Origin of the sequence: Alteromonas sp. RW2A1 (genome assembly GCF_001886475.1) — a bacterium.
GTDB lineage: Bacteria > Pseudomonadota > Gammaproteobacteria > Enterobacterales > Alteromonadaceae > Alteromonas > Alteromonas hispanica.
Genome location: NZ_CP018031.1, coordinates 3942924 through 3956041, shown reverse-complemented (window position 1 = coordinate 3956041; position 13118 = coordinate 3942924). Strand labels below are relative to the sequence as shown.

The following is a 13118-nucleotide window of genomic DNA, read 5'->3' as shown; positions in this document are numbered from 1 at the left end:
AACGCCCTTAAATTCCCGACTCCCACTTTTCTCCGCATACCTGCTCTTTTGTAAAGGCATGATAGGGGCTATTAAATTCGTGTATGTTCTCTCGCATGGCTGCGTAGTGGTCGACACTAATAAATGGCGTGTTCTCTGCTTTTCCAGCGTTATCTAAAAGATAATAGCTGGTGGAATAGTCAGTAAGCAGCATGCGATTAGCGGCTTCGCTTTCTGTTAATCGCAACCGCGTGACGGCTTTAAAACGCGCGTTTTCGTTGGGCAGAGCCAGAATTGTGCGAAAGTAATACCCTTTTTCAGTCTGCTGTTGTGAAAAACCATTGAGGGTGGCAATAAGGGTTTTTAAGTCTATCGCTTCGCGCTGTAGCATAAAGTCGTGATGAATGACTTTTTTTCCTTCGCTGCTCTCTTCTCCCGCCGTGTAAACTTGCTCTTCTTCTAAATCCGATAAATAGCGTTGCCCTATTTCGGTGTAGTGAATAAGGGCATCTGTATTCATACGAACAAAATAGTCACTAATACCCGATGGGACTACTTCAAACAGCATGAGATCGGGAGTCACTGCGCCTCTTTCTTCTGGGGATTGTGGGCCTCGGGGGGCACACTTTTCTGAAATGAAATAATAATATTGACCGGCTTCGATGGCCTGCGCGCTTTTATGGAAAAAGGATGATGTAAAAACGATGCCGTATAACATCGTTATGAAAAAACGAAATACCATGATACTCAGCGCCCTTGTTTAGGTTATCGCAACGAAGGCGCTAGTATACGGTTATCTAAACTACAATGCGAAATGAAGGTTCCAATTCACATAGCAAAAGCAGAAGAAAAGAATTACTGCTGCTTTTCCGCTGCTTCTATTTTCTTCCACAGCTCTTCAGATTCTGCAGTGAGCATAGAATACGTTTTTATATCGCCCTTCCTTTGCGCAAGCATGGCTCGCTCTAGAAGCTGGTCGTATTCTTTTCGCATTTTCTTTGACGGATTCGATTTAAAAAGCCCAAACACTATTTTTTCTCCTCACGGCGCGCAGTGCATTTTTTTAAAAGCAAATAACGGCTGTGTACTCTGGTTATGGTGTATTTTTTGTTTTATTTTCGGTTTAATAAACGCTAAGTAATACACGGTTTGTAGCGCATGATCTCTAGCAATTACTGAGTTAACGTTTTAATCCGACTAACTGATCACATCACAGCAAAAAAGAATTACTCACCTTTTTATCAATTTCACGTTTTGTATATAGCGCTGCTCTGCCACAGCCGGTTCATTTTTTATACCTTTACGGCTGTGCAAAAAATAACCTTCATGCCTCATTCCTCCCCTTTGATAACCAAAAATAAGACCGGTGAAATAAACATAATAGAATTTCATATAAATTATAGTTATGTAATTAAAGATTAAAATTTTGGTAATAAATATCTTTGAAGCGTATGTTTAACAAGGTTTAGAGTAAAAATTAAACAACCTTGTCGAGCTCGGTTAGTTAATAAAAATTCAAACGACCGTTTAATTAAGTCAAAAAATGATCAGCATAAGTGAATAAAATAGCTTGGCCAGTAACAAAAGGTGTCATGCTCGAAGAGCCTACTAATAAGGAGAAGCGTGTGAAAATCATCGTGTTAAATGAATCAAAAACGCCTGATCCGCTGAACAAGGTGGAAAAGCGTTGCGCTGTAACGCCATCAAGTGCGCAGCGGTTAGTGAAGAAAGGGCTGTCTATAACACTCGAGGCAGGTGCTGGCTTACTATCTGGTTATTCTGATAAAGAATACGAAGGTGTAGGTGTATCTGTCATTAGCGATGTGAATGAGTCAATATCATCAGCAGATATGTTAGTGGCGGTGAATAAGCCCAGTGAATCTCAATTGGCGTTGATGAAAAAAGGGGCCATTGTGGTAGGCCATCTTGACCCTTTCTTTCAACAACCGCTTATTGAATCTATTGCGCAAAAGCAGCTAACCGCTATTTCCGTTGAAATGATCCCTCGTTCATCTCGAGCGCAAAAAATGGACGCACTAAGTTCGCAGGCAAGCCTAGCGGGATACGTCATGGTTATGCAGGCCGCTAGTCTGCTCCCCTCAATTTTACCCATGATGATGACGCCTTCAGGCACCATTAAACCGGCAAAAGTGTTTATTATTGGCGCAGGCGTAGCCGGGCTTCAGGCAATTGCCACAGCCAAGCGTCTTGGCGCAAATGTACTTGCCTATGATACCCGAGAGGTAGTGGCAGAACAGGTTGAGTCGTTAGGCGGCAAGTTCCTTAAGATTGATATTGGTGAAACTGGTCAAACAAAAGATGGCTATGCCAAAGAACTCACCGAAGAGCAAAAAGCCAAACAGCAGGAGGCTCAGCGAGATGCCATTGCTGATTCCGATATTGTTATTACCACGGCGCAATTATTTGGGCGCAAACCCCCGGTGCTTATCTCAAAAGATACGTTGGCATTAATGAAGCCAGGCAGTGTTGTGGTAGACATGGCTGCAACCTCGGGCGGTAATGTTGAAGGTTCAGAACCCGGAAAAACGACCTTAGTTAACGGTGTAAATGTGATTGGTGATGGTTACTGGAGCCAGTTTGTAGCAAGGGCGGCTACCGACATGTATGCCAACAATATTTATAACTTAGTAGACGAGTTCTTCGATACTGAAACCAACACCTTCAACCTAAATTTGGAGGACGACATTCTCGCCGGCTGTGTTATTACCCATCAGGGAAGCGTAACCAATGACATGCTGCTAACTACTTACAAAGGGGCGTAATCATGGAAATCATATACTTACTTTTTATTGTGGTACTAGCAGGTTTTCTCGGTTTTGAGCTTATTCGAAAAGTACCCGCTACATTACATACGCCACTTATGTCTGGTTCTAACGCAATATCGGGCATCACGCTTGTGGGCGCTTTAGTGGCGTCGGGTAGTGACAATAGTGTGTTAACTACGGTACTTGGAACCGTGGCAGTAGCGCTGGCAAGCATCAACGTAGTGGGCGGATACTTAGTGACCGATCGCATGTTAAGCATGTTCAAGAAAAAGAATAAATAGGGAGTACGCAAGTGAACAATATTGTAACCACTATAAACCTAGCGTACGTAGTTGCTGCGGCACTATTTATACTCGGTCTTAAATTATTAAGTCATCCAGATACCGCTAAAAAAGGTAACTTTATTTCGGCAGTGGGTATGCTCATTGCGGTTATTGTAACCTTGCTCGACCAGCAAATTATAAGCTATCACTTCATTCTGCTTGGTTTTGTCATCGGCGGTGCCTATGGCGCGTGGAAAGCAAAAACCGTAGAGATGACGTCAATGCCAGAAATGGTGTCTTTGTTTAATGGTTTTGGCGGTGCAGCCTCGCTGTTGTTGGGTTGGGCCACATTATCAAGCATGAGTACGATGGCATTAAATACAGCCAGCGTGTTTACGTTCTTAACTCTCTTTTTCACTATTTTGGTAGGGGGAGTCACGTTTTCAGGCTCGGTTATCGCTTGGGGTAAGCTGTCTGGGAAGTTGAGTTCAAAGGCTGTTATTTTCACTGGCTTACGTGAACTAAGTATCTTTCATCTAATTGCTATGGTGGGTATTGGCTATTTGTTTGCTACAGACCCTGCTAATACGCTGTGGTTGTATTGCGCCATTGCTTTAGCACTAAGCTTTGGTTTACTGGCTACCATATCTATCGGTGGCGCAGATATGCCGGTGGTAATCGCTCTGCTGAACAGCTATTCAGGTATTGCTGCATCTGCTGCCGGTTTGGCTACAGGTAATACTATTCTCATCGTTACCGGTCTATTAGTAGGTGCGTCTGGGCTAATTCTTACCAATATTATGTGTAAAGCCATGAACCGTTCGCTTATGAATGTGTTGCTTTCAGGATTTTCGACACCTGTTGAGGCGGGCGAGAAAATTGAAGGTGAGATAAAAGTGTTGGCGGCGCAGGATGCGTTTTACGTGCTAGAAGCTGCCCAGGCCGTGCTGGTTGTTCCTGGGTACGGTATGGCGGTAGCGCAAGCGCAGCACGCTGTTCGTGAACTCCAGTCATTGCTTGAGGAAAACGGATGTACCGTCGATTATGCTATTCATGCCGTTGCCGGACGTATGCCGGGACATATGAACGTACTGCTAGCGGAAGCAGACGTGCCTTACGATCAGCTATACGAAATGGACGACGTTAACCCACGCATGGAGAATTATGACGTGGTTATTGTTATAGGTGCTAACGACGTTGTTAACCCTGCGGCAAAAGAGATGAAAGGTAGCCCCATATACGGTATGCCGGTTATTGAAGCATACCGCGCCAAAACAGTCTTTGTACTTAAGCGTTCTGCTAATGCAGGCTTTGCAGGTGTAGATAACCCGTTATTCTTTAAAGAAAACACGCGAATGGTGCTGGGTGATGCGAAGGAAACCATAAACAGTATTATTCGTGAGTTTGGTGACGACTAAGTTGTTCACGGATTAAACTTAACGTTTGCGTGCTTTATTGGTAATCGCAACATTTAAAAAGAAAGAGCGCTAAGGTGTGCTTTCAATAGCATTGTTATGTTTTTGAAGGCACACATTACTTTCATCTATGACCAATTTCTGGCTAAAAGAAGATATATTTTTTCGAGGTTGTTAAACGTCTGATTCCGTTCTAACATCACGCTTCTATATTGCCACCGATACCAAGCTGAAACCCTGTAATGAGTGAATTCCCGTCTAAACGTACTTTTGACATCGAAACCTATCAAAATTGTATTTTGGTAACACTTCGAGGCCACTGGGATACAGCCACAAATATAAGTTACTTGGGAGAGCTGACGACTACACTGCAGAAACGAAACGGTAAACCGTTTCATCTACTAGTGGATATTAGAGCCTGGTCGACTCCAGACTCAGAAATTGACAGTCGTATTAGACAGCCTATTCAGCTAGATCGCAGAAATCAGTTAAGCGAGTTGTGGCTGGAAGATGAAAATACCAACGCGGATCATATTGCAAAAAAGTATTTCGTAAATGAAGCTTTTGTCCTTGAACGCACGCAAGATGCAGGGGTGTTTTTAGGGTTAGCAAGCGAGAGAGTTGAACCAAGTACGATGGCATACGTAAAATCGTGGGTACATACCGCAACTCCGTAAACGGAGTAATGCGATAAATATAATTATTCGACACAATCGATATTTTACATCGCAACATTTGCGATGTTGTCTATAATACGCGGCTTATTTTTGCACTCATTTGCTAGGTGTTTCCTAGCGCACTGTTAAAAGGTGACTACATTGTCAAATTGGAGTATCGAGGAAGCAGAGCGCGTTTATGGCGTTTCTCAATGGGGCGGCGGCTATTTTCAGATAGGTGAAAATGGCAACGTTCATATTACCCCCGTGCCTGAAGATCCCAGTATTCGCATCGACTTCAATTCGGTTATCGAAGATATCCGCAAAGAAGGTGTGCAATTTCCTGTGGTTGTTCGTTTTCACGATATCTTGCGCTCGCAAGTGGCTGGATTAAATAAAGCCTTTCGAAAATCGATCACAGAAGCTGAATATCAAGGCGAGTATCAAGGTGTTTACCCGGTTAAGGTAAACCAGATGCGCGAAGTGGTTGAGGAAATTGTTGATGCAGGCAAACCTTACAACTATGGGCTAGAAGCTGGGTCAAAAGCAGAGCTTCTCACCGTACTGGCAATGAACACTAATGAAGAGTCGCTCACCATCTTAAATGGTTACAAAGATGATGAAGTAATGCGTTTGGCGCTACTAGGTCGCAAGCTTGGGCGTAAGGTCGTTGTGGTAGTTGAGAAATTTACCGAACTACTATTACTTGTAAAAGTGGCAAAAGAGCTGGATATCGATCCTATTATTGGCGTTCGCTCAAAAATGACGGTAAAAGGTCGCGGTAAGTGGGAAAGTTCTGGCGGCGAGCGAGCAAAGTTCGGCCTCACCATTACCGAGATAATTAACGCGGCGCGCTATTTAGAAGAGCAGGGCATGGCCCATTGCCTCAAGCTATTACATTTTCACATTGGCAGTCAGCTAACCGATATCCGCGCCGTCAAAGAAGCCGTTACTGAGGGCGCGCGTATTTATGCCGATCTGCATAAAATGGGCTTCGCTTTAGACTATGTCGATGTAGGTGGTGGCTTAGGTATTGATTACGATGGAAGTAACTCAACCAACGAGTCTTCGCGTAACTACAGTATGCAAGAATATGTAGCTGATGTTGTATACGGCATGAAAGAAATGTGCGATCTGGAAGGTGTTCCTCATCCTCATTTAGTGAGTGAAAGTGGCCGTGCTATTACCGCACATCACAGCTGTGTTATTACCGAAATTGTGGGTGAAATTAAGTCTAGTGCCGCCGATATGGACACATCTGCAAAAGAAGGCGAGCACTTTTTCTTGAAGAATATACGAGAGCTTGCGGAAACCTTCGACGAACAAGAAAACATGCACGAAGTGTATAACGACGCTTCGCAATACAAAGAGCAGGCCCTCGACGCCTTTAAATTGCGCGTTATTCCATTAGAGGAATTGGCCAAGATAGAAACACTGTATTGGCAAATAATGGGCAGATTGCAAACTTGGTATCGTAAAGAGGAATACGTTCCCGAAGAGTTACAAGAGCTTGATTACAGCTTGTCATCACAATACCTGTGTAACTTCTCTGTGTTTCAGTCGGCGGCAGACACTTGGGCTATTGATCAACTTCTGCCTGTAGTTCCACTGACGAGAATGAATGAAGAGCCTACAGTAAACTGCTCACTGGTTGATATAACCTGTGATAGCGACGGAAAGATTGACCAGTTTACTATTGGCAGAGAAATTACTGATGTGCTGCCCATGCACCCCTTAAAACAAGACGAGCCTTACTACGTTGGGCTGTTTTTAACAGGGGCTTATCAAGATGTAATGGGCGACATGCACAATCTTTTTGGCCGTTTGAACGAAGTGCATATTTACAGCTACGACGATGACCCAGAAGACTTTTACATTGAAGAAGTGGTGAAAGGCTCATCGGTTGAGGACGTACTGAATGTTATGCAGTATAACCCTCGGGCTATGGCATCTGATGTAAAACGCCTGATTGACAGACATGTGTGGGATGGAAAGCTCAATCCTAGAGAAGGTGTTCGCTGGACAGATTTTTATGAAAAATGTTTAAGCGGTTACACTTATCTCAAGCAGTAGATAGCTTGCTATTGCCGGTGGCGTTAGTCACCGGCTTGCTTTAAAAAGCGCTTCCACAGCTCGGCAGTTGTGTTATTAATCATATTTGATTCTGCATTCATCAGCATGACATACCCGGCTTTTTTCTCTGGCATAAACGCAACATCTGCGCGATACCCCTTAACCCAGCCGCCGTGATAATTCAGTTTTTTTCCATCGAGATCATATATGCGCCAGCCTAGGCCGTAGTGTGCGTCGTCTATCATACCTCGCCAGCCGCGGCGATAGGTTTCACGTTTAGTGCGAACCCGCTCGGTTGTTACGTATTCAACCATTTCTTTTGAAATAACAGTGGGAAATTCACCTAACAGCGCCTGCAGATAAATGGTCATATCGTAAATGCTGGCGTTAACCCCAGCTGCCGGTGAAAAGCGATAGTAATTACTTTCTACTTTGCCCTCATGCCACTTGTTACGTGCTATGGCTATGTGCGGCCTGGCCCAAGAGTCTGAGGCTAATAAGCCACCTTTTCCTACGCTAGAAGATGTCATCCCAAGTGGTGAAAATAGATACGACTGAATTTGACTCGAATAAGAGGTGTCTTGCTTGCTAAAGTAATATTCTAACGCGCCGAATAGAGCATTTTGGTAGGTATAGCAGTCGCCGGGTTTACACAGCGGCTCGAGCTCGCCTAGCGATTTAAGAACGCGCTCTAAAGAGTAATCGGCTTCAATTAAGTTATCGTACGCATTGGGCATAAAGCCGCTAGATTGGCCAACGATGTGCTGTAACTCTAGAGTGTCTGTCCCTTTTCCGTTAAAAGGAATATCTGGGAGCAGCGTGTTAATAGACGTATTCCACGCGAGCTGATTGCGTTCTACTAATTTAGCGCTAAGTAACGCGGTAAATGTTTTTGAAACCGAGGCAAGACGAAACACGGTGTCTTTGGTTACTTTAGTGCCGCCTTTTTTGCGTGTTTTACCATAGACATAAACTCTTGGCGTTTTACCCTGCTCGTAAAACACAAAGGCATAGCCGGGTACGTTGTATTTGTTCGCCTCTTTTTTAACATAGTTTGCATAGTTGTCGAGCCAGTCAGCAGATGCAATATGTGGGTAAAGCAGCCACATGGGCATTACGCACATTAAAAAAAAGCGCGACATCAAAATGCGCAAAGTAGATAGCATACAGTCAGCTCGTTGGGCGGAGCTTTCAGTAAATGAAAGCTCAGCAGTCATAATAAGAATGGCAATATTATGCGTATAGGTTGTTCAATTATCAAATGTGAGTGAAAAGTGGCTCTAAGCCCAAGTCACACACTCCCCTTTAATGATTATTGCGCACCGACTGGCAAGCAATGACTCTTACTCGATGGTAAGTTCCGATTTTGTCGCCTAAATACTGCTATATAAGGTTAAACTCAGTACTCATTTATAAAAATAGTCATCCGAGCAAGCCAGCGTAAGGAGTTAACGTGTTCATTTCTGACCAGGTTCAGCGCCAAGTTTATGCCGCAGCAAGGTGTAGCAGAGATGCGCGATTCGACGGTCGCTTTTTTGTTGCGGTAAAAACCACGGGTATTTTCTGTCGTCCAGTTTGCCCAGCCAAATTGCCTAATGAAGCAAACGTCACGTATTACTCCCTTGCGGCCCAAGCTATGGCAGACGGTTATCGACCTTGTTTTCGATGTCGCCCCGACAGCGCGCCGCACTCTGCCGCGTGGTATGGAGCCGAAACTACAATAAACCGAGCTACGTCACTTCTTTCACAAATACCTACTCAGCCAATTAGCACTATTGCATCTCGGTTAGGTATAAGCGAACGCTATCTCAACAAACTGATAACAGCTGCCATCGGTCTGTCACCAAAGCAGTTTCAAGCGATGCAGCAGGCATTATTTGCAAAGCAATTGGTACAACAAACTCGCTTACCTTTAATTGATATTGCACTAAGCTGCGGGATGTCGTCGCAGCGCCAACTGCAAAGAGTGGTTCAGCAGTATTGCAAAACAACACCAACGGCACTAAGGAAGACGACGAATGAGGGGGGTAACAAGGTTGCTTTGTCTTTGTCTTATCGCCCACCTTACAATTGGCCACATGTAAGAGACTTTTTAGCTCTTCGCGCCGTAAATGAAATGGAATCCGTTACTGATAATACTTACCAGCGCTGGTTTGAATTTGAAGGCGTGAAAGGCCACTTTTGCGCCCGTCACAACGCACAAAAGCGAGGTTTTGAAGTCACGGTCAGTTTGAATAGCTTTACGCCGCTTTACCGCGTTATTGAAAATATAAAAGCTATGCTAGATCTAAACGCTGATCCAATGTTGATAGAGCGAGGGTTACTTCAAGCAGGATTAATAAAGCAGCAACTTGTTGATGGACTGCGTTTGCCTAGCGCATGGAGCCTGTTTGAAAGTGGCTGTCGGGCTATTTTAGGTCAACAGGTGAGTGTGAAGGCAGCAATTGGTCAGCTAACAGTACTGGTTAATCACCTGGGAGAAAAGTGCAGCATTGACGGTGCTGACAAATATTGTTTTCCAAGCGCAAAGTCGGTGGCTAACAGCCATTTAGATTTTCTTGGCATGCCGCAGACGAGAAAAAACGCATTAAGGAATTTTGCTCAGCTTTTTTTAGCCAACCAACAGCCAAGCTATGCTCAAATTTTAGCGATAAAAGGTATTGGGCCTTGGACAGTCGATTATATTAAGATGCGAGGCGAGCGTGACCCTGATATTTACCTAGAGGGTGACCTTATAGTTAAGAAAATGGCAAAGCAGTTTCCAGTTAGCCCGAGCAAGGCTGCGCCGTGGCGGAGTTACTTAACTCTTCAATTATGGCAGCTCAGCGGCTCGGAACAAAAATGATGCTATTCGACTTAAGCCAGTCAGAAACGGCAAGTTAACATTAGTAGGTCGAAATATGAATGAAAACGGTAGGAAGGACGGCTCTGAACAGTCGTTTTTATTTTCACAGTCAATAGACACACAGCAGGGTTTACTGACGGTCCAGGCTAGCAACAAGGGAGTGACCGCTATTACTTTTGGGGAGTTTTTAGGAGCCTCACAGCCTGCCCATACGAAATCTACCGCAACAGCGATTGCTCCTAATCAAGTAACAAGCAGCGAAATAACAAAAAACGCAATAACAGAAGAAGCATGCACACAGCTAAAGGCGTACTTTGCCAAAAAGCTCGATACGTTTGACTTACCTTTAGATGTTAATGGAACCGAGTTTCAAATGTCGGTATGGAAAGCTCTCAAAGAGATTCCGTATGGACAGACGGTGAGCTATCTCGACATCGCTAAAACAATTGGTAATCCCAAAGCGGTTAGGGCGGTTGGATTAGCAAATGGAAAAAACCCGATCGCAATTGTTGTACCCTGCCACCGAGTAATTGGCAGCAACAACACACTTACAGGCTACGCCGGAGGCCTAGCGCGTAAGCAATTTTTGCTAAATTTAGAAGGAGCCCAAGGCAGGCTATGGGAATAAAAGATATTGTTGCGCTGGTGGTATTGGCAGGTATTTGGGGGGGCTCTTTTATTTTTATGCGTGTTGCCGCCCCTGAATTTGGCATTTATGTACTGGTAGCCATTAGAACGCTATTGGCTACTGCGGTGCTTCTGCCTTTGCTTATAATTACCGGCGGCCTCTCGCAAATAAGGCATCATTGGTTTGCTATAGCGCTAGTAGGCTTAGTAAATACTACCGTGCCCTTTGTATTGTTTAATTACAGTAGCCTGCATTTGGAAGCTGGCGTTAATGCTATTTTAAATGCCACAGCTCCCATGTTTGGCGCTATTGTTGCCTGGCTATGGCTTGGCGATAAGCTTACAAAAAGCGCCATAGTTGGCTTATTCGTTGGCTTTATCGGCGTTGCGGTTATTAGCCAGCAAAAACTTGGTGAAGGCGAGGTGAGCTTTCTTCCCATATTAACCGCGCTTTTTGCAACAACCTGTTATGGCATAGCTGCCAGCATGATGAAGAAGTGGTTGCAGGGAGTAAAACCATTGGCTGTGGCCACAGGTAGTCAGGCCTTTGCGAGCATTATGTTAACGCCGCTCGCATTGGCTACCTTGCCTGCAACTATGCCTAGCAGTCACGCTTGGCTAAACGCAGTGGCCCTTGCTATAGGCGGAACGGGCATCGCTTATATTCTTTACTTTAAGCTTATTGCTGATGTTGGGCCAGCCAAAGCAATTACTGTAGCCTACCTAGTTCCTTTGTTTGGCATAGTGTGGGGCGTGTTACTGCTACAAGAACACCTATCAATTCAAACCATAGTAGGCGGTGCGCTTATACTCTTCGGCGTTGCGTTAACTACTGGCGTGCTAACAAAAAAGCGCAAGCGGCGCACATAACGTTAGTCGCGTTTAGTCAATTAGCTGCATGCGCACTAAGTTACTGCCATCACGCTTCGCTTGGTATAGAGCGTCTTCAGCATGGGCTGTTACCTCTTGCATGGGGCGAGAAGAAGCCGTATACGAAATGCCAAAAGTCGCTGTAATTTGAATGTCGGGCAGTTCAATAAGCGGTGGCAGTGTTGCAATGCCATGGCGCAGGTTTTGGGCTATTTCAAGAGCAACGTGAGGGCCCGTATGCGGCAGCAGAATAATAAATTCATCGCTACTCCAACGGCCTAATACGTCTTCTTTACGTAATTTACCTGATAAATACGCAGCAACTTTGTCTAAAATATCATCGCCAGCATTACGCCCATGGGCATCAATAATTGTGGTTAGGTCGTCTAAGTTTACTATCACCACGCTAAGAGACTTATGCTCTTCTAGCAACGCTTTATAGATAACTTGCAAGGCTTTTTTGTCTGGCAGACGGTTGGTTTGGCGTACCACCAAATCAGGCTGCATGTCTTTTCTGAAATAATACAGCAAGTTATAAATCAATAAGAAAAGAGAAAAGACAACCACCAGTAGCGTTACCACACTAAATATAAACGCTTGTGAAATCTCCGCTTGTCTATCTTCAAGAGGGCTTAATAGAAAAACCGTCCAGCCAAATTGATTTAGTTTTACTTCTGCTATCAAAAAATCTTTTTGATTAATGGTAACAAGCTTGTTGTTTAATGCCTGTTCGTTTTGAATAGACAACGGTAAATTGGCATACCAAGGCAATTCAGATAAGTTAGTAAAGCTAGAATATGAAGCTACAAGTGCTGGGTCGGAGGACAACATAATATCGCCCTTGCTATCTACAAATAGAAAATCGTAGCCATATTCCTGTTTGTACGAATCGAAAATTTCAATAAAGCTTCGCAGGCTTTTACCTACGCCAAAAAAGCCTAGAAAACGGCCGTCTGAGTCGTGAATTTTTATGTCGATGTATAAATGTGTATCTTCCCATTTACCAATATCGGCAACGGCGTCGTCGGGGTGATCGCGATATTTAAAATACCAGCTCACCTCTCCTTCAATTAAATTGATAATGCTGCCATCGGCATTGTATTGCTTTCTTTCGGCTTCGCTGGCGATAAAAAATGATAAGCCAAATTCGTCTTCAAGACGGTTTAACGTGCTAAAAACGGCGTCGCTGTCTACAGAGTCTTTGTTCAATAATCCGACGAGCTCTGTTGAATGGCCTAAAGCGTCAGAGATATGCAGAGGCTTGAGAAGTTGCTCTACAATAAGCGATATGGCGGGTGATAGAGATTGCTGCTGGGCGCGGCTTTGTTCCGCTACAATTTTGGAAATACTGAAATGGACTAGGGTTACAATCGCGATTACAACGACAGCAAATAGCACCAATATACTTCTGTGTAGGGTTCTAAATGTGTTCACAGACTGCGCATGCTCCCTTGCCTGACTGAACTTATTAAATACGCAAAAGAGTATACCCGTTGCAAATATGAACTACTAGGGTCTGTTGATCTTTGCTGTACATATTTCACTCAGCAGTACATGGGTAGCCACATCATTGAAAATGCCAGTGATACCATGCTGGCATAATT

General features: G+C 44.2%; 12 protein-coding genes. 8 read left to right on the top strand and 4 right to left on the bottom strand.

Annotated elements, in window-relative coordinates:
• Window positions 1–7: 7 nt before the first annotated feature.
• On the bottom strand, window positions 8–721 hold the full coding sequence (locus BM528_RS17410) for a hypothetical protein (protein WP_071980925.1): 714 nt from the start codon (window positions 719–721) through the stop codon (window positions 8–10).
• A 113-nt stretch (window positions 722–834) separates the two neighbouring features.
• Window positions 835–1008, bottom strand: coding sequence for a DUF6435 family protein (locus BM528_RS18590; protein ID WP_152561612.1), 174 nt, complete (start codon window positions 1006–1008; stop codon window positions 835–837).
• A 596-nt stretch (window positions 1009–1604) separates the two neighbouring features.
• Here BM528_RS18590 and BM528_RS17405 point away from each other — a divergent pair.
• The 5 genes from BM528_RS17405 (at window position 1605) to speA (ending at window position 7172) form a co-directional block, all read left to right on the top strand.
• Window positions 1605–2762 (top strand): NAD(P) transhydrogenase subunit alpha, encoded by a 1158-nt coding sequence (locus tag BM528_RS17405; protein ID WP_071981392.1) that lies wholly within the window; start codon window positions 1605–1607, stop codon window positions 2760–2762.
• Window positions 2763–2764: 2 nt separating this feature from the next.
• Entirely contained in the window at window positions 2765–3046 is a 282-nt protein-coding gene (locus BM528_RS17400) for an NAD(P) transhydrogenase subunit alpha (protein ID WP_071980924.1), read from the top strand.
• Between the two features lie 11 nt (window positions 3047–3057).
• On the top strand, window positions 3058–4446 hold the full coding sequence (locus tag BM528_RS17395; RefSeq protein ID WP_071980923.1) for an NAD(P)(+) transhydrogenase (Re/Si-specific) subunit beta: 1389 nt from the start codon (window positions 3058–3060) through the stop codon (window positions 4444–4446).
• A gap of 239 nt (window positions 4447–4685) precedes the next feature.
• Entirely contained in the window at window positions 4686–5120 is a 435-nt protein-coding gene (locus tag BM528_RS17390; protein ID WP_071980922.1) for a hypothetical protein, read from the top strand.
• A 141-nt stretch (window positions 5121–5261) separates the two neighbouring features.
• The gene (gene speA / locus BM528_RS17385; protein WP_071980921.1) at window positions 5262–7172 is read left to right on the top strand and encodes a biosynthetic arginine decarboxylase; all 1911 of its coding nucleotides are present in this window, start codon (window positions 5262–5264) and stop codon (window positions 7170–7172) included.
• A gap of 23 nt (window positions 7173–7195) precedes the next feature.
• On the opposite strand, the gene BM528_RS17380 is transcribed toward speA, so the two are convergent.
• Window positions 7196–8314: a serine hydrolase domain-containing protein gene (locus BM528_RS17380; RefSeq protein WP_442855916.1), complete on the bottom strand. Its 1119-nt coding sequence runs from the start codon at window positions 8312–8314 to the stop codon at window positions 7196–7198.
• A gap of 311 nt (window positions 8315–8625) precedes the next feature.
• Between BM528_RS17380 and BM528_RS17375 the strand changes: the two genes are divergently transcribed.
• The 3 genes from BM528_RS17375 to BM528_RS17365 are packed head-to-tail and all read left to right on the top strand — an operon-like array spanning window position 8626 to window position 11514.
• Entirely contained in the window at window positions 8626–10017 is a 1392-nt protein-coding gene (locus BM528_RS17375) for a DNA-3-methyladenine glycosylase 2 family protein (RefSeq protein ID WP_083595336.1), read from the top strand.
• Window positions 10018–10072: 55 nt separating this feature from the next.
• Window positions 10073–10645, top strand: a complete 573-nt coding sequence (locus tag BM528_RS17370) for a methylated-DNA--[protein]-cysteine S-methyltransferase (RefSeq protein ID WP_071980919.1) — start codon at window positions 10073–10075, stop codon at window positions 10643–10645.
• Window positions 10636–11514: a DMT family transporter gene (locus tag BM528_RS17365; RefSeq protein WP_071980918.1), complete on the top strand. Its 879-nt coding sequence runs from the start codon at window positions 10636–10638 to the stop codon at window positions 11512–11514. The genes BM528_RS17370 and BM528_RS17365 overlap by 10 nt, the downstream gene beginning before the upstream one ends.
• Window positions 11515–11526: 12 nt before the next feature.
• On the opposite strand, the gene BM528_RS17360 is transcribed toward BM528_RS17365, so the two are convergent.
• The gene (locus BM528_RS17360; RefSeq protein ID WP_071980917.1) at window positions 11527–12948 is read right to left on the bottom strand and encodes a sensor domain-containing diguanylate cyclase; all 1422 of its coding nucleotides are present in this window, start codon (window positions 12946–12948) and stop codon (window positions 11527–11529) included.
• Window positions 12949–13118 lie beyond the last annotated feature (170 nt).